This is a genomic window from Lentzea sp. JNUCC 0626 (assembly GCF_043632865.1).
Lineage (GTDB): Bacteria > Actinomycetota > Actinomycetes > Mycobacteriales > Pseudonocardiaceae > Lentzea.
This window is the reverse complement of the sequence record NZ_CP171635.1, coordinates 6,883,406-6,899,366: the sequence shown is the minus strand read 5'-3', so window position 1 is coordinate 6,899,366 and position 15,961 is coordinate 6,883,406. Positions and strand designations below refer to the sequence as shown.

The following is a 15,961-nucleotide window of genomic DNA, read 5'->3' as shown; positions in this document are numbered from 1 at the left end:
AGGACGCCCGTCACGTTTGAAGCAAAATCAGTCTTCGGACTTGCCCGACTGCAGACCCGCCGAGATCAGGTCCATGACCGACGAGTCGGCCAGCGTCGTCACGTCACCGACGGTGCGGTTCTCGGCGACGTCGCGCAGCAGGCGGCGCATGATCTTGCCCGAGCGCGTCTTCGGCAGCTCCGGCACGACCATGATCTGCCGCGGCTTCGCGATCGGGCCGATCTCCTTGGCCACGTGGTCGCGCAACGCCTTGATCGCGTCCGCGCCACCGGCGTCCGCACCCGCGCCACCGCGCAGGATCACGAACGCCACGATGCCCTGGCCCGTCGTGTCGTCGGACGCGCCCACGACGGCGGCCTCGGCCACGGTCGGGTGCGACACGAGCGCCGACTCGACCTCGGTGGTCGAGATGCGGTGACCGGACACGTTCATCACGTCGTCGACGCGGCCGAGCAGCCAGATGTCGCCGTCGGCGTCGTACTTGGCGCCGTCACCGGCGAAGTAGAAGCCCTGCTCGCCGAACCGCGACCAGTACGTGTCGCGGTAGCGCTCCTCGTCGCCCCAGATGCCGCGCAGCATCGACGGCCACGGCTCGTCCAGCACCAGGTAGCCACCGCCACCGTGCGGAACCTCGACGCCCTCGTCGTTGACGACCTTCGCGCCGATGCCGGGCAGCGGCTGCTGCGCCGAACCGGGCTTGGTCGAGATGACGCCGGGCAGCGGCGAGATCATGATCGCGCCGGTCTCGGTCTGCCACCACGTGTCGACGATCGGGGCCTTGCCGCCACCGACGTTCTCGCGGTACCAGATCCACGCCTCGGGGTTGATCGGCTCGCCGACCGAACCCAGCACGCGCAGGCTGCTCAGGTCGTACTTGGCCGGGATGTCCGCGCCCCACTTCATGAAGGTGCGGATCAGCGTCGGCGCCGTGTAGTAGATCGAGACGCCGTACTTCTGCACGATCTCCCAGTGGCGGCCCTCGTGCGGGGTGTTCGGCGTGCCTTCGTAGACGACCTGCGTCACGCGGTTCGACAGCGGGCCGTAGACGATGTAGCTGTGGCCGGTGACCCAGCCGATGTCCGCGGTGCACCAGTAGACGTCGGTGTCCGGCTTGAGGTCGAACACGTAGTTGTGCGTGTACGACGCCTGCGTCAGGTAACCGCCGGACGTGTGCAGGATGCCCTTCGGCTTACCCGTGGTGCCCGAGGTGTAGAGGATGAAGAGCGGGTGCTCCGAGTCGAACGCCTCGGGGGTGTGCTGGTCGGACTGGCCGTCCACCAGCTCGTGCCACCACACGTCCTTGTCGGTCCACGCGACCTCGGTGTTCGTGCGCTTGACGACGATGACCTTCTCGACGGAAGGGGCACCGGCGACGGCCTCGTCCACGGCGGGCTTGAGCGCCGCCGGGTTGCCGCGGCGGTACTGGCCGTCGGTCGTGATCACGAGGCGGCACGAGGAGTCCTCGATGCGGGTGCGCAGCGCCTCGGCGGAGAAACCGCCGAAGACGACGCTGTGCATCGCGCCGACGCGGGCGCAGGCCAGCATCGCGAAGATCGCCTCGGGGACCATCGGCATGTAGATCGCGACGCGGTCCTCGGCGCCGATTCCCAGCGACGTCAACGCGTTCGCGGCCTTGGAGACCTCGCGCTGCAGCTCGGCGTAGGTGATCGCGCGGGAGTCGCCGGGTTCGCCCTCCCAGTGGATCGCGACCTGGTCGCCGTGGCCGGACTCGACGTGGCGGTCGACGCAGTTGTAGGCGACGTTGAGCTTGCCGCCGACGAACCACTTCGCGAAGGGCGCGTTGGACCAGTCGAGCACCTGGTCCCACTTGGTGTCCCAGTGCAGCCTTTCCGCCTGCTTCGCCCAGAACGCCTCGCGGTCGGCCTTCGCCTCCTCGTACAGCGCGGGCTGTGCGTTCGCCTGTGCCGCGAACTCGTCGGAAGGCGGGAACGTCCTGCTCTCCGTGAGCAGGTTGTCCAGAGCGTTGCCCTGGCCTGGCGACTGCGTCATGGTGCGAGACCTCCTGGAAAGTCCAGACCGGTTGGGGATGCGGGTACTGACCGTAGTGCGAGCCAGTTCACTTCCAACAGGTTCCTCCCCAAAAAGGTTCAGACCAATCTGGGGAGGTCGGTTACACGGCTGTCACGTTGTAACCCGTTTTGTCTGGTCCAGGCACGTGTGGCGCGTTGAACGGGCGAAGTTGCGCGCTCAACGGTCCACCTAGTGAGCTGGGTCACCGGTTTCACCTGGTCAGGTACTCTGCGCGACCGTGACCGATCCTCTCGCTCCGCTGCTTTCCTTGCCTGGCGTGGCAGACGCCGCGAACGCAGCCAAGGACGCCGTCTTCCAGGTGCACCGCCATCGGGTGAACCTGCGCGGCTGGGCCACGACGGCGGCGGAAGCGTCCGTCCGCGCGGCCCGTGCGTCGGCGGCTCTGGAGGGTGGTCCTACCGAGATTCCGGAGTCCGGCGAGGTCTCCGACCCGGTGCTCGCCGGGTCGTTGCGGGTGGCAGAAGCGCTGGGCGGACTGGTGGCGACCTGGCAGCGCGCGCCGTTGCAGGCTTTGGCGCGGTTGCACGTCCTGGCCGCCGCGGACCTCACCACCGACGTCGGTCGTCCGCGCGTGTCCGAGGACGTGTCGGCCCGGCTGGACATGCTGGGCTCGCTGGTCACCGGCGGAACGTCCGTGCCCGCGCCCGTCGTGGTCGCGGTGGTGCACGGGGAGCTGCTCGGGCTTGCCCCTTTCGACGTCGCCAACGGGGTGGTCGCGCGGGCGGCCGCGCGGATGACGTCGATCTCGACCGGCCTCGACCCCAAGGGCCTCGGTGTGCCCGAGGTGGCGTGCCTGCGCCGTTCGGCGGAGTACGAGGCGGCCTCGGTGGCGTTCGCGTCCGGGTCCCTCGAAGGCCTGGCGCAGTGGATCCTGTTCGTGTGCTCGTCGATGGAGGCGGGCGCCCGCGAGGCGCGCAGCATCGCGGACGCCGCTCTCGCTAGTTGACGATCTCCGCGAGCGTTTCGGCCGCCCTGATCGCGTCGTCGTCGGTGACGTAGAGCGGGGCGAAGCCGAACCGGAGGATGTCCGGCGGCCGGTGGTCGCCGATGACTCCCCGGTTGATCAGCTCGTCCATCACCGCTTTGGCTCGTGGCGAGCGGACGGAGATCTGGTTGCCGCGGTGCTCCGGCGTGATCACCTCGAGGCCGGTGAGCTTCTCGACGTGCTCGCGGAACAGCGCGGTGAGCGCGAGGCCCCGTTCGCGCAGTTCGACGAGGTCGACGTCGTCCCAGACGTCCAGCGCCGCGTCGAGGGCGAGCATCGACAGGATGTCCGGGGTGCCGACACGGGCCCGGGCGATGCCGGGATCCGGTTCGTAGCCCGGCTTCATGCCGAATGGCTCGCGGTGGCCGTTCCAGCCCGACAGCGGGTTCTCGAAGGTGTCCTGCTTGTGCTTCGGGACGTAGATGAACGCCGGCGAACCTGGCCCGCCGTTGAGGAACTTGTAGGTGCAGCCGACCGCGTAGTCGACGCCGAGCGCGTCCAGTTCGATCGGCAGCACGCCCGCGCTGTGGCAGAGGTCCCAGACCACCTGCGCCCCGACGGCGTGCGCCTGCTCGGTGAGCGCCCGCATGTCGTTGAGCGCGCCGGTCCGGTAGTCGACCTGGTTGAGGAGCACCACGGCCGCGTCCTCGGTGAGGTCCAAAGAGGACGGATGCGCCGCGCGAATCCGCTTCTGCGTCAGGGAGGCCACCGACTGCGCGATGTAGCCGTCGGTCGGGAACGTCGCCTCGTCGACGACGATCTCGGTGCGTTCGCTGCCCTTTACCGCGCCCATCAACGCCTTGAAGATGTTGACCGACGTCGAGTCGCCGACGACGACCTGTCCCTCGGCCGCGCCGATCAGCCTGCCGATCCGGTCGCCGACCCGTTGCGGCGTCTCCCACCAGCCCTCGCTCCACGACCGGATGAGCCGCGTGCCCCACTGGTGCCTGATGACTTCCTGCATGCGCTCGGCGACGTGCTTCGGTGGCGCGCCAAGAGAATTGCCGTCGAGGTAGATGACGCCTTCGGGGATGTCGAACAGCTCGCGCCTCACACGTAACTCCTCGCGGTCCACAGCTCGGGGAACACCGCACGCTGGGTGCGCTTCTCCAGCCATGCAACACCAGCCGACCCACCCGTGCCCACCTTCGACCCCATGGACCGGCGCGTGGCCAGCAGGTGGTCGTACCGCCACCGCGCGAACTCCTCGGCGATGTCGGTCAACGCCTCACCGAGCTCCAGCAGGTCCCTGTCGTTGCCGCGGTAGATGCTCGCCCACACCTGCTCGACCTCGGCCGACGGCTCGTAGGCCTTGGTCAGGTCGCGGTCGAGGACACTTTGGGGGATGTCGAAACCCTTGCGCTTCAACGATGCCAGCACGTCGTCGTAGAGCGACGGCAGACTCAGCGACTTCTCCAGCTGGTCGTGCATCGCCGGCACCGCGCGGTGCGGCACGAGCATCGACGCGGACTTCTCGCCGAGCAGGAACTCCATCTCGCGGTACATGCCGGACTGGAACCCGGAGCCCTCGCCCAGGGCGTCGCGGAACGAGTTGAACTCGGTCGGCGTCATCCGGGCGATCGGCCGCCAGGCCGCTGACAGGGCCTGCAGGTGCAGGTCGGACCGCCGCAGGGTCTGGACGGCGGCGCGGATGTCGTCCTTGCGCAGTTCGGACTGGGCCTGCCGCCACTCGAAGCAGAGCAGGCCGAAGTACAGCTCCATCACCTGCGTGATGACCAGGAACGACATCTCGCGGGGATCTTTGGACCACTGCTGTTGAAGGGTGTGCAACACCGACGCGTGCACGTAGTCCTCGTACGGCGTGGTGCCGCCGAAATCCAGCTTGGGGGACACGGGGCAGCTCATAGCGCTAATCGTCGCCCGGGGTGGCCCGTCACCTGAATGGGCGTCTTAAGGCGTTCGGCCCGAACTTCTTTCGATCGTGAGGTGATGTGGCGCGTAGCTTTGCGTTCATGTTGGACGAGGTGGACAAGGCCCTGTTGGAGGCGCTCCAAGAGGACGCGCGGCTGTCGTACAACGAACTGGCACGCCGGGTCCACGTGTCGCCGCCCACTGTGGCTCAGCGGGTGCGGCGGCTCGAGAACATGGGAGCGATCACCGGGTATCGGGCGGTGGTCGATCCGACTGTGGTCGGGCGTCCGGTGGTGGCTTTGGTGCGGATGAAGTGTTACGGGCCTCGGTGCATCACCGTGCATCCGGAGTTGCTGGATGACCTGCCTGAGGTTGTCGAGGTGGTTCGGTTGACCGGGGACATTTGTTCCGTGGTCAAGGTTGTGACTACGTCGATTGTGGAGTTGGAGCGGTTGTTGGTGCGGTTGGCGGCTCATGGGGAGACGTCCAGCGCGATGGTGCTGTCGACGCCGATTCCGTGGCGGCCAGTTCTGCCTGGGTGACGTTTGCGTGTTCTGTTGCGTTCCAGCGGGGTTGGTTGCGTTCTGTTGGTTGGGCTGCGGTTGCGAGGGTGGTCCATCAGGCAGTGACGAAGTGAGCGGGGTTGCGATTGGGGCTTGACCTTGAGCCTCTAGCTGGATGCATTCGCGGCCTCAAAAGCCGGGGATAGAAGCTCCCCGGCCGGACCGGACAGGTTGGCATCCAGCCCCTCAAGGTCAAGCCCCAATCGCCAAGAACGGTGGAACCGGTTCCCAGAGCTGATCAGCCCGTTCGGGCTCGCTTCGCATCGCCACGCCAGGACTCGTAGGTGGGTGGCTTACGTCTGTGGCTATCCGGTTGGCGCCTCGCGCCGGGCTTGGGCGGTGGTCACCTTGCGTTGGCGAGTGCGGTTGGTTCGGTTCGGCCGGAGTGTCAGACCTCGTCGGTACGTTGGGTCGCGGGGGAGCCTCAAGTCCGCCGATGGGATCCGTGGTCCAGATAACATGCATCTTAGATGCCAATTAAGCTAGCCTCGATCTTGTGAGGCTGACCAAGAGCACCGACATCGCGCTGCGCATCGTGATGCGGCTGGCCGTCGCCGAAGAGGCGAACCCGACCACCCGCGAAGTCGCCGAGGTCATGGGCGTGCAGTACACCCACGCCGCGAAGGTCGTTGCCCAGCTCCAGCACCTGGGTGTGGTCGAGGCGCGGCGCGGCCGAGGCGGTGGGCTGACGCTCACCGGCACCGGCCGGGCCGCCTCGATCGGGCAGTTGGTGCGGAAGCTCGAAGGTGTTGGCGATGTCGTCGACTGCGAGGGCGACGTGCCGTGTCCGTTGGCTGCTGCCTGCCGGTTGCGGCGGGCGTTGCGCCAGGCGCAGGAAGCCTTTTACGCCTCGCTCGATCCACTGAGCGTCGAGGACCTCGTCGCTGATCCCACCGGACCTGTGCTGCTCACCCTGCAGCTGAAGTGAGGAAGACGATGCTGTCCCCGAAGTCGACGGAGCTGGTCGAGGCCAGCCTGCCCGCGGTTGCCGCCGCGATCGGCGAGATCAGCGAGTTGTTCTACGCGCGCATGTTCGAGGAACACCCGGTGTTGCAGCGGGATCTGTTCAACCGGGGAAACCAGGCGAACGGGACGCAGCCGCAGGCGTTGGCCGGGTCGGTCGCGGCCTTTGCGGCCGGGTTGCTCGCCGGGCAGACGCCGGACGCGATGTTGCGGCGGATCGCGCACAAGCACGTGTCGGTCGGTGTCACGCCGGGGCAGTACGCGGTGGTGCACAAGCACTTGCTCGGAGCTGTCGCCGAGGTTCTCCAGGTGTCGGAGGAGATCGGCGCGGCGTGGAGCGAGGTTTATTGGTTGATGGCCGACACGTTGATCGGGTTGGAGAGGTTCCTGCCGCGCGGGTGGGAGGAGCACCGGGTGATCGCGCGGTTCCAGGAGACCGACGACGTGGTGACGTTCGTGGTGCGGCCGCTGAACGGGCCGGTGCCGCCGAGCCAGGCTGGGCAGTACGTGTCGGTGCAGGTCGAGTTGGAGGACGGGGCTCGGCAGATTCGGCAGTACAGCCTGTCGGGGCGGACCGACGACGCGTTGCAGTTCTCGGTCAAGCGGGACGGTGAGGTGTCGAACCACCTGCACGACGAGGTCGTGGCGGGGAGCGTGATCAACGTCAGTCAGCCGTCCGGGGACGTGACGCTGGAGCCGGGGGACGGGCCGGTGTTGCTGGCGTCGGCCGGGATCGGGTGCACGCCGATGGTGGCGATGCTGGCTGAACTCGCCGCCGTCGGGTCGCCGCGCGAGGTGATTGCGGTGCACGGGGACCGCGACCAGTTCACGCACCCGTTCCGCGCCGACCTCGCCCAGCTCGTGGGGAAGCTCGACAACGGGCTGGCCCACGTGTTCTACGAGCGGCCGGTCGGCGAGTGGCCCGCCGAACGGACCGGGTACGTCGACCTCGCGGGGATCGACCTGCCGCAGGACACCACGGCCTACCTGTGCGGGCCCACGCCGTTCCTCAAGGCCATGCGGGCTCAGTTGCTCGGCGCGGGTGTCACGGACATCCACTACGAGGTCTTTGGGCCCGACCTAACCCGCTAGGCGGTCCAGCGCGTTGCGGACGTGGCCCTTCGTGTCCTCCAACGCGGCGGCGGCGCGTTCGGCCGTCACGCCCGCCAGCAGGTGGACCAGGGCCACCTTGAGGTCGCCGGCGGCGTCCGCGAGGGCCTGTTCGCAGGCGTTCTCCGGTTGGCCGGTGGCCTCGTGCAGGATGCGGATGGTGCGGCCGCGCAGTTTGGCGTTGGTGGCGCGCATGCTGACCATCAGGTTCGAGTAGGTGCGGCCGAGTTTGACCATCACCGCCGTGGAAAACGATGTCAGGACCAGTTTCTGGGCCGAGCCCGCCTTCATCCGGGTGGAGCCCGCGATGGCTTCCGGGCCGGTGTCGAGGACGACCAGGACGTCCGGCGTGAACGGCACCGAGGTGTTGTTCGAGACCAGGACGGTGTGGGCGCCAAGCGCTTGCGCCTCTTGCAGCGCGCCGATCACGAACGGCGTGCGCCCGGATGCCGTCACGCCCACGACCAGGTCTTTCGCCGTGGCGTGGCGTCGGATCTGGGCGGCGCCGGAGTGGTCCTCCACCTCTTCGACGGCGCGGACGAGGGCTTCCGGACCGCCTGCGTGGTGGGCGAGGAACCAGTCCGCCGGGACGTTGAACGTCGGCACGAGCTCGGCGGCGTCGAGGGTGGCGAGGCGGCCTGAGGTGCCCGCGCCGACGTAGTGCACTCGGCCGCCGGACATGATCGCCGCGACGCCCAGGTCCACCGCGCGGGCCAGGTCCGGGAGGGCCTGCGCCACCGCGGCCGGGACCGTGCGGTCCTCTTCGTTGATCATGCGGAGCACGTCGATCGTGGGGACCCGGTCGATGTCCGCGGTGCGCGGGTTCCGTTGCTCGGTCGGAGATTCCACGCGCACCACCACACCGTTCCGGGGGGAGGTCATTTAGACGTCTCCCGCGGCCGTCGCCGGCCGTCTGGTCTCGCGCCCAGCCGGTGGCCGGAGACCGCTTCGTAGGTCGCTTCGAGTGCCGTCTTCGCCGTGTCCACGTGGTGCTGGGCGACGCCGATGAACAGGCAGTCGATCACCGTGAGCTGGGCGATCCGGCTCGCCATCGCGCCGGAGCGGAACGTGGTCTCGCGCGCCGCCGTGGTCAGCACGTGGTCGGCGACCTCGGTGATCGGCGAGCGCGGGAAGTTCGTCAGCGCGACCGTGGTGGCGCCGGATTCACGGGCCACCCGCAGCGCCTCGACGGTCTCCGCGGTCGAGCCGGTGTGCGAGATGCCGACGGCGACGTCCGCCTCGGTCAGCACGGCGGCCGAGGTCAGCGCGATGTGCGTGTCGTTCCACGCGAAGCAGGTGAGCCCTATGCGGTGCAGCTTCTGCTGGAGGTCGAACGCCACGAACGCGCTGGCGCCGAAGCCGTAGACGTCCACGCGACGGGCGCCCGCGACGGCCTGGACGACCTTGTCGAGCGACTCGACGTCGAGCTGCTCGGCGGTCTCCTCGACGGCGCGGGCGTCGGCGAACGCGACCTTGCCGACGACCTGCTTGAGGTCGTCGCCGGGGCCGATGTCGCCACCCATGTCGTGGTTGGCACGTGCCTGGCTGCGCGCGGTGTCGGCGGCCAGGGCGATGCGCAGTTCGGGATATCCACCGACGCCGATCGCCTTGCAGAACCGCGTCACCGTCGTCTCGCTGGTGCCCGCCTGCTCGGCGACCTCGGTGATGCTGCGGTGCGCGACCGTCCCCGGGTTCTCCAGCACCACCTTCGCGACGCGCTGCTCGGCGCGCGCGAGACCCGGCAACAACGACCGGATCCTCACCAGAGGGCTGGACTCGGCACTGCTCTCAGTGGACACGTGGGAAACTTACTAACCGCCACACCAACGGTCAACGGACTGTGTCCGAAAGTCACTCTCTCGGCAGGTGGTCAGTGGACGATCGGGGTCATCCGGGTGGACACGGCGATCCGGTTCCACGCGTTGATGGTGAAGATCAGTGCGATGAGCTGCGCGAGCTCTTCTTCTTCGAAGTGCTTCGCGGCGTGCGCGTACACGTCGTCGTTGACGTACTCGTGGCTGCTCATGACCGTGATGGCCTCGGTGAGGCGCAGCGCGGCCTGCTCCTTCTCCGTGTAGATGTCACCGGCCTCCTCCCACGCGTTGAGGAGGTAGATGCGGGCCTCGGACTCGCCGAGCTTGCGGGCGTCGGCGGTGTGCATGGCGATGCAGTGGGCGCAGTGGTTGAGCTGCGACGCGCGGATCCTGACCAGTTCCGCGAGGCCCTCGTCGAGGCCCTCGCGTGCGGCGGCGTCCAGCGCGATCATCGCGCGGTAGACCTTCGGGGCCTTCTTGGGGAAGTCGATGCGGTTCGTCATGGGTAGAAATTTAGGACCCGGATTGTCCCTGGGCATGGTGCAATCTTCACGTGGAATCGTGGGCCAATCTTGACTTCCACCTGGACCTGTCCGGTCCGGGTGGGCTGCGGCAGCGGTTGACGGCGGCACTGCGGGAGGCGGTCCGTTCGGCGCGGTTGCCGGCCGGTACCCGGTTGCCCGCCTCGCGGTCGCTCGCCGCCGACCTCGGGATCGCGCGCAACACCGTCGCCGACGCGTACGCGGAGCTGGTGGCGGAGGGGTGGCTTACCGCTCGTCAGGGGTCCGGAACCGTTGTCGCGCAACGGGTCGCGCCGCCGCAGCCGGTGACGCGCGCGGCGACCGGACCGGCGGTGAGGTTCGACCTCCAGGTGAGCACCCCGGACGTCACCGAGTTCCCGCGCGCCGAGTGGATCCGGTCGACGCGGCGGGCGGTGACGGCGGCGCCTTCGGAGGCCTTCGGGCCGGGCGACCCGCAGGGGCGCATCGAGCTGCGGACGGCGTTGGCCGAGTACCTGGCGCGGGCGCGGGGCGTGCGGGCCGATCCCGAACGGATCGTGGTGTGCTCGGGGTTCGGTGGCGCTGTGCAGATGTTCAACCGGCTGTTGCGGCCACCGGTCGTCGTCGAGGAGTACGGGCTCGGCTTCCACCGGTCGTTCTGGAAGGCGACCGTGCCGTTGGCCGTGGACGACCATGGCGCCCACACGGAACAACTGCCCGATGACCTGCGCGCGTGTGTGTTGACGCCCGCACACCAGTTCCCGTTGGGCGGCCCGTTGCACCCTCGTAGGCGTGCTGCGGCCGTGGAGTGGGCACGGCGCGTGGGCGGTCTTGTGCTGGAAGATGACTACGACGGGGAGTTCCGCTACGACCGGCAGCCCGTCGGGGCCGTGCAGGGCCTGGACCCCGAGCACGTCGTGTACCTCGGGACGTCGAGCAAGGCGTTGTCCCCGGCGTTGCGGATCGCGTGGATGGTGCTGCCGGACCGGTTCGTCGACCCGATCCTGGAGCTCAAGACCGACCGTGAGCAGCACGTCAGCATGCTCGACCAGTTGACGCTGGCCGACTTCCTGGAGTCCGGGGCCTACGACAGCCATGTCCGTCGGATGAGGTTGAAGTACCAACGGCGGCGTGACCAGCTCGTGGAGGCCGTGTCGCCGTACGTCTCGGTGTCGGGCATCGCGGCCGGGATGCACGCTGTGCTGGAAACGCCTCACGAAGAAGAGGTCGTGCGCACGGCTCGTGAGCGTGGCATCGAGGTCAATCCGCTCTCGTGGTTCCGGCACGAGAAGAGCGACGACGACCGGTCCGGGATCGTGGTGAGTTTTGGAGCGCCCGCGTTTCCACGGGCGCTCCAGGGCTTTGTGGAGGCGCTAGCGGCGTGCCATTGACCAGCCATCGGCCGTGACGTCGCCACGGGCGTGCACGTAGACGCCGCGGCCGTTGTACTGGCCGGCCTTGGTGTAGACGAACCTGGACTTCACGGATTCCGTTGGCACCCAACGACGTCCGGTCGTGGTGATGGTGCGGGCGTCCTGCCAGTCCGTGCCGGTCCAGTGCTGGATCGTGAGCTTGTCGCCCTTGTCGACGTCGACGAAGACCTCGACCGGGCGTTCGGCGGTCAGGGTCGCGCCGGAAGTCGTTGCCCGCCACTGCTTTCCGCGTGACTGCACGGCGAGAGCGTTCGCCAGGCCGTCCGCGACCGCCCTGCGCGCCGGGTTGACGCTGCCCCAGTCACGGCTCGGGTGGACGCGGTTGGTCAGCAGGATCGCGATCGAGCGCGAGGCCTTGTCGATCACGAACGACGTGCCGGTGTACCCGGTGTGACCGGCGGTTCCGGGGCCGCTCAACGCACCCATGTACCAGCGTTGGTCGAGCTCGAAGCCGAGGCCGTGGGCGTTGTCGGGGAACTGCTGGTTGAAGTTCGTGAGCATCAGCTCGACGGAGTGCTCGCTGAGGATCCGGCGGCCGTTGTAGGTGCCGCCGTTGAGGATCGCCTGACCGAGGACGGCGAGGTCCTTGGCCGTGCCGAACACACCGGCGTGTCCGGCTACTCCTCCGAGGGACCACGCGTTCTCGTCGTGCACCTCACCGCGGACGATGCCGCGTGGTGGTGCGGCCTGGAACTCCGTGGCGGCCGTGCGGTCCTTGGCCTTCGGGTTGTAGCCGGTGTCCTTCATGTTCAACGGCCTGGTGATGCCGTCCCTGACCGCCTGGTCGAGGCGTTTCCCGCTCACCTTGAAGACCAGTTCGCCGAGCGTGATCAGGTTCAGGTCCGAGTAGACGTAGGTGGTGCCGGGCGTCGACTTCGGCGTCACGTCCATGACGGCCTTGATGCGTGACGGGACGTCGGGGTACTTCTGCCACAACGGGATGAACGGTTCGAGGCCGCTCGTGTGTGTGAGCAGCTGCTTGACGGTGATGTTCTCCTTGCCGTTCACGCCGAACTCGGGCAGATAGGTGGCGACGCGTTCGTCGATGCTCACCCGGCCCTGCTCGACCTGCTGGATCACCGCGATCGACGTGAAGAGCTTGGAGATGGACGCGAAGTCGAAGATCGTGTCCTTCTTCATGGGGACGCGTTCTTCTTCTGGCAGCTGGGTTTGCTGGTCCTTGTAGAGCACCGCATAACCCGTGCGGTCGTGCGTGACGATCTTGCCGTCGTGCACGTACATCGTGACGGCGCCGGCGAACAGCGGCTTGCCGTTGGCCTGGGGTTTCTGGAAGTCGCGGAGCTGACGCAGGGCGGTGTTGATCGGCTCTGGGTCGAGGTTCGCCCAGTACGGGTTCGACTCGCGCAGGGTCGTCCACGCGGGGGCGAAACCGTCCTGGGGCTGGTCGAAGTGGCCGGGGAGCGCGGTCGTCACGAGTGCGACGGCCAGGGCAGGGATGAGCATGGCGTCCTCACCGGTAGCGCAGGTAGGGCAGGCGGGTGCGGCGGAACTGCTGGAGCTCTTGCTGCCACGCGCCGGTGATCTCCGCCAGAGGGGCCTGGGCGTCGATCATCTTGCGCAGCCGGTCGGAGCCGCTGAGCTTGTCGATCCAGTTGTCGGGCCGCCACGCGAACACGCTGGGGTACAAGGACTTCGCGGTGATCAGCATGGCCACGGCGGCCTGGATGGCGTCGAACTTCGCCGCGTCGGTGACGTGCAGGGTGACACCGCCGCAGGTCTTGCCCTGGAACTTGTTGAACGTGGGGCTGAAGTAGGTCTCGCGGAACTGGATTCCCTTGAGGCCCAGGGCGTTCAGCGCCTCGGCCCAGCGCCAGTCGATGCCGGGGGCGCCGACCGTTTCGAACGGCCTGGTGGTGCCGCGGCCCTCGGACAGGACCGTGCCCTCGAACAGGCACGTGCCGGGGTAGACCAGCGCGGTGTCCTGGGTGGGCATGTTCGGGCTCGGCGGGACCCACGGCAGGCCCGTGTCGAGCTGGTTCCGGCGCCAGTTGCGGACGTTGACGACCTCGAGCTTCGTCTTGAGGTCGAACTCGCCCTTGAAGAGCCTCGCCAGTTCGCCGACCGTCATGCCGTGTTGCTGCACGATCGGTTTGAGGCCCACGAACGTCGCGTAGGCCGGGTCGAGCTGCGGGCCGTTCGCGGTGCCGCCGATGGGGTTCGGGCGGTCGAGGACGACGAAGTCGAGGTTCTGCGCGGCTTCCATCGCCTGGTAGAGCGACCAGATGTAGGTGTAGAAGCGCGCGCCGACGTCCGCGATGTCGAAGACGACCGTGTCGATGCCCGCCTTCTCGAACATCGCCTGGATCTTCGCCGGGGTGGCCTGATACGTGTCGTAGACCGGGATGCCGGTGCGCGGGTCGGCGTAGTCGCCCTCGGAACCGCCTGCCTGCGCGGTGCCGCGGAAGCCGTGTTCCGGGCCGAAGACGGCCGTGGGTTTCTCGCCGTGCGCGACCATCGAGTCGACGATGTGCGTCTGGTCGTTGAGGATGCCTGTCGGGTTCGTGAGCACGCCTACCTTGCGGCCCTTGAACTTGCGCCAACCCTGCTGCGCGAGTTGTTCGGAGGCGGTGGCGAGTTTCGGGGCCGCGTTGGCCGGGGTGGTGTTGAGGAGGGGAACGGACAGGGCGCCTGCTGCGAGGAAGCTGCGCCGCCTCACCACGTCACCCCGTGGCCGAACGGGTAGGGGGTCGGACCGGGGACGTCGACCGGCAGCTTGCCCTGCGGCTTCGCCTCGCCGAGCAGGATCCGTGCCAGCGCCTCCATCGACACCGTGGTGGTCGAGTAGGTGGCGAGCCACGTCTTGGCGTTGCTGTGGGCGACGTCGTAGGGGTTGCCGGTGGCGGCCGCGACGACGGGCTTGCCGGTGGCGACGAGCTGGTTGATCAGGTCGACCTGGGCCGGCCTGGTGCTCGCGTTGTTGGTCAGCACGACGATCTTGTCGGCGTTGGCCGCCGCCGTGAGCGCCTGCTGGATCTGCGCCGGGGTGGGGCTGGTCGCGGTGACGACCTTGGTGCCCTTGAGGCGCGTGGCCAGTGCGGTCGTCTGGGCGTCGCTGGTGCCGATGACCAGCGGCGCGGTGGCGTTGAGGGGGAGCGCCTGGCCGTCGTTGCGGACGACCGTGATGGTGCGGTCGGCGATCTTTTGCGCCTGCTCGGTGTTGGAGCCGACGACCTGGTCGACCTTGTTCTCGTCGACCTCGGCGGTGAGCATGACGCCGCGCAGCAGCTTCATCTTGAGGATGCGCAGGACGCTCTGGTCGATGCGCTGCTCGGTGATCTCACCGGCCTTGACCGCCTTGACGACGCTGTCGATCGCGAGGCCGAGGTTCGGCGGCATCAGCAGCTGGTCGACGCCCGCCTTGATGGCCAGCACCGGGATCTCGGCGTCGGAGTGCAGCTTGCGGACGCCCGCCATCTCCAGCGAGTCCGTGACGACGACGCCGTCGTACTTCAGCTCGTCGCGCAGCAGGCCCGTGATGATCTTCGGGCTGAGCGTGGCCGGGTTGCCCGACGGGTCGATCTGCGGCACCTGGATGTGCGCGGTCATGATCGAGTCGATCTTGGCGGCGATGGCGGCCTGGAACGGCGGTGCGTCGATGGTGCGCCACTGCTCCAGGCTGCGGTTCGAGACCGGCAGCGCCGTGTGGCTGTCCTCGGAGGTGTCGCCGTGGCCGGGGAAGTGCTTGGCGGTCGAGGTCACCGAGTCCATGTCGAACCAGCGGCGGCCCTCGTAGCCCTGGACCTGCGCCTTCACCATGTCGGCGGCGAGCTTGGGGTCGCTGGAGAAGCTGCGCACGCCGATGATCGGGTTCGCCGGGTTGGAGTTGACGTCGGCGTCCGGCGCGAAGTTCTGGTTGATGCCCATCGCGCGGAGTTCCTGGCCCGTGATGCGGGCGGCCTCCTCGGCGTCCTGCAGGTTGCGGCCCGCGCCGAGGGCCATGTTGCCCGGCAGCTGGGTGGCCGGCGGGCCGATGCGCGTGACGAGGCCCATCTCCTGGTCGGTCGAGATGAGGAGAGGGATCTTGCTGGCCTTCTGCAGGCCGTTGGAGAGCTGCGCGATCTGCTTGGGGGTGTCGATGTTGTCGCGGCTCGAGTTGTTGAAGTAGATGACGCCGCCGGGCTGGTACTTGCGCACCATCTCCGCGGGCGTCGCCACTCCGAAGTCCGTCTGGTTCTTGGGGTGCGGGACGTCGGCGGCCTGGCCGTTGACGTACGTGACGAAGAGCTGGCCGACCTTCTGTTCCAGCGACATCCCGCGCAGTGTGGTCACGGCGGCGTCCGCTCTCGCCACCGGCGTGAGGGCGACCATGGCTGTGACCAGCGTCAACGCGGCAAACTTCCGCACTTGTCCGTGCCTCCCGGTGATGTTCCCACAGGTAACTGGCGCATTTCGCAAGTTACTCACGGCTGCGTGGTGGGTCAACGGGCGGACATTCTGCCGTTCGGAGGGTTTTCTGGCCGTAACAAGCAGACGGGGCACCCTCGAAAGGGTGCCCCGTCTTCAGCGCGGGCTTGCGAGTTACCAAGCGTGCAACTCCAGTCGTACAACCCTGGCCTCGGCGTCCGGCGTCCCGGTACGCAGGCCCTAGACGACAAGCCTCCCGCGGCGTGCTGCGCGTGGGTACTCGAAGTCCGCGCACGGAGCCCTG

14 protein-coding genes are annotated in these 15,961 nt (G+C 68.1%); 5 read left to right on the top strand and 9 right to left on the bottom strand.

Annotated elements, in window-relative coordinates; translation table 11 throughout:
- Positions 1 to 27 precede the first annotated feature (27 nt).
- Positions 28 to 2,010 (bottom strand): acetate--CoA ligase, encoded by a 1,983-nt coding sequence (acs, locus tag JNUCC0626_RS31510; RefSeq protein ID WP_394614402.1) that lies wholly within the window; start codon positions 2,008 to 2,010, stop codon positions 28 to 30.
- A gap of 259 nt (positions 2,011 to 2,269) precedes the next feature.
- Here acs and JNUCC0626_RS31505 point away from each other — a divergent pair, with 259 nt between their 5' ends.
- The gene (locus JNUCC0626_RS31505) at positions 2,270 to 2,998 is read left to right on the top strand and encodes an oxidoreductase (protein ID WP_394614401.1); all 729 of its coding nucleotides are present in this window, start codon (positions 2,270 to 2,272) and stop codon (positions 2,996 to 2,998) included.
- Here JNUCC0626_RS31505 and kynU read toward each other — a convergent pair.
- Complete coding sequence (kynU, locus tag JNUCC0626_RS31500) at positions 2,991 to 4,091, bottom strand: kynureninase (RefSeq protein ID WP_394614400.1); 1,101 nt, start codon at positions 4,089 to 4,091, stop codon at positions 2,991 to 2,993. The genes JNUCC0626_RS31505 and kynU overlap by 8 nt on opposite strands.
- Positions 4,088 to 4,903, bottom strand: a complete 816-nt coding sequence (locus JNUCC0626_RS31495) for a tryptophan 2,3-dioxygenase (RefSeq protein ID WP_394614399.1) — start codon at positions 4,901 to 4,903, stop codon at positions 4,088 to 4,090. Before JNUCC0626_RS31495 ends, kynU begins: the two co-directional genes overlap by 4 nt.
- 107 nt (positions 4,904 to 5,010) lie before the next feature.
- Here JNUCC0626_RS31495 and JNUCC0626_RS31490 point away from each other — a divergent pair, with 107 nt between their 5' ends.
- The 3 genes from JNUCC0626_RS31490 to JNUCC0626_RS31480 all read left to right on the top strand — a co-directional run bounded on the left by JNUCC0626_RS31490 (position 5,011) and on the right by JNUCC0626_RS31480 (position 7,527).
- Positions 5,011 to 5,451, top strand: coding sequence for an Lrp/AsnC family transcriptional regulator (locus tag JNUCC0626_RS31490; RefSeq protein ID WP_211257779.1), 441 nt, complete (start codon positions 5,011 to 5,013; stop codon positions 5,449 to 5,451).
- A gap of 517 nt (positions 5,452 to 5,968) precedes the next feature.
- Positions 5,969 to 6,400: an RrF2 family transcriptional regulator gene (locus JNUCC0626_RS31485; protein WP_394614398.1), complete on the top strand. Its 432-nt coding sequence runs from the start codon at positions 5,969 to 5,971 to the stop codon at positions 6,398 to 6,400.
- A complete protein-coding gene (locus JNUCC0626_RS31480; RefSeq protein WP_394614397.1) occupies positions 6,397 to 7,527 on the top strand; it encodes a globin domain-containing protein in 1,131 nt (376 codons plus the stop codon). The genes JNUCC0626_RS31485 and JNUCC0626_RS31480 overlap by 4 nt, the downstream gene beginning before the upstream one ends.
- On the opposite strand, the gene JNUCC0626_RS31475 is transcribed toward JNUCC0626_RS31480, so the two are convergent.
- The 3 genes from JNUCC0626_RS31475 to JNUCC0626_RS31465 form a co-directional block, all read right to left on the bottom strand.
- Positions 7,516 to 8,427, bottom strand: coding sequence for an N-acetylmuramic acid 6-phosphate etherase (locus JNUCC0626_RS31475; RefSeq protein ID WP_394614396.1), 912 nt, complete (start codon positions 8,425 to 8,427; stop codon positions 7,516 to 7,518). The two genes, JNUCC0626_RS31480 and JNUCC0626_RS31475, sit on opposite strands and share 12 nt — an antisense overlap.
- Positions 8,424 to 9,344, bottom strand: coding sequence for a MurR/RpiR family transcriptional regulator (locus tag JNUCC0626_RS31470; protein WP_382443169.1), 921 nt, complete (start codon positions 9,342 to 9,344; stop codon positions 8,424 to 8,426). The genes JNUCC0626_RS31475 and JNUCC0626_RS31470 overlap by 4 nt, the downstream gene beginning before the upstream one ends.
- Before the next feature lie 71 nt (positions 9,345 to 9,415).
- Positions 9,416 to 9,862: a carboxymuconolactone decarboxylase family protein gene (locus JNUCC0626_RS31465; RefSeq protein ID WP_394614395.1), complete on the bottom strand. Its 447-nt coding sequence runs from the start codon at positions 9,860 to 9,862 to the stop codon at positions 9,416 to 9,418.
- Between the two features lie 50 nt (positions 9,863 to 9,912).
- Here JNUCC0626_RS31465 and JNUCC0626_RS31460 point away from each other — a divergent pair, with 50 nt between their 5' ends.
- Positions 9,913 to 11,250: a PLP-dependent aminotransferase family protein gene (locus JNUCC0626_RS31460; protein WP_394614394.1), complete on the top strand. Its 1,338-nt coding sequence runs from the start codon at positions 9,913 to 9,915 to the stop codon at positions 11,248 to 11,250.
- Here the strand turns inward: JNUCC0626_RS31460 and JNUCC0626_RS31455 are convergent.
- From JNUCC0626_RS31455 to JNUCC0626_RS31445, 3 genes are read right to left on the bottom strand one after another with little or no spacing between them, the layout of a single operon-like run.
- Positions 11,233 to 12,756 (bottom strand): serine hydrolase domain-containing protein, encoded by a 1,524-nt coding sequence (locus tag JNUCC0626_RS31455; RefSeq protein ID WP_394614393.1) that lies wholly within the window; start codon positions 12,754 to 12,756, stop codon positions 11,233 to 11,235. The genes JNUCC0626_RS31460 and JNUCC0626_RS31455 overlap by 18 nt on opposite strands.
- Positions 12,757 to 12,763: 7 nt before the next feature.
- Entirely contained in the window at positions 12,764 to 13,969 is a 1,206-nt protein-coding gene (locus tag JNUCC0626_RS31450) for an exo-beta-N-acetylmuramidase NamZ family protein (protein ID WP_394614392.1), read from the bottom strand.
- The gene (locus tag JNUCC0626_RS31445; RefSeq protein ID WP_394622139.1) at positions 13,966 to 15,621 is read right to left on the bottom strand and encodes a glycoside hydrolase family 3 protein; all 1,656 of its coding nucleotides are present in this window, start codon (positions 15,619 to 15,621) and stop codon (positions 13,966 to 13,968) included. Before JNUCC0626_RS31445 ends, JNUCC0626_RS31450 begins: the two co-directional genes overlap by 4 nt.
- Positions 15,622 to 15,961 lie beyond the last annotated feature (340 nt).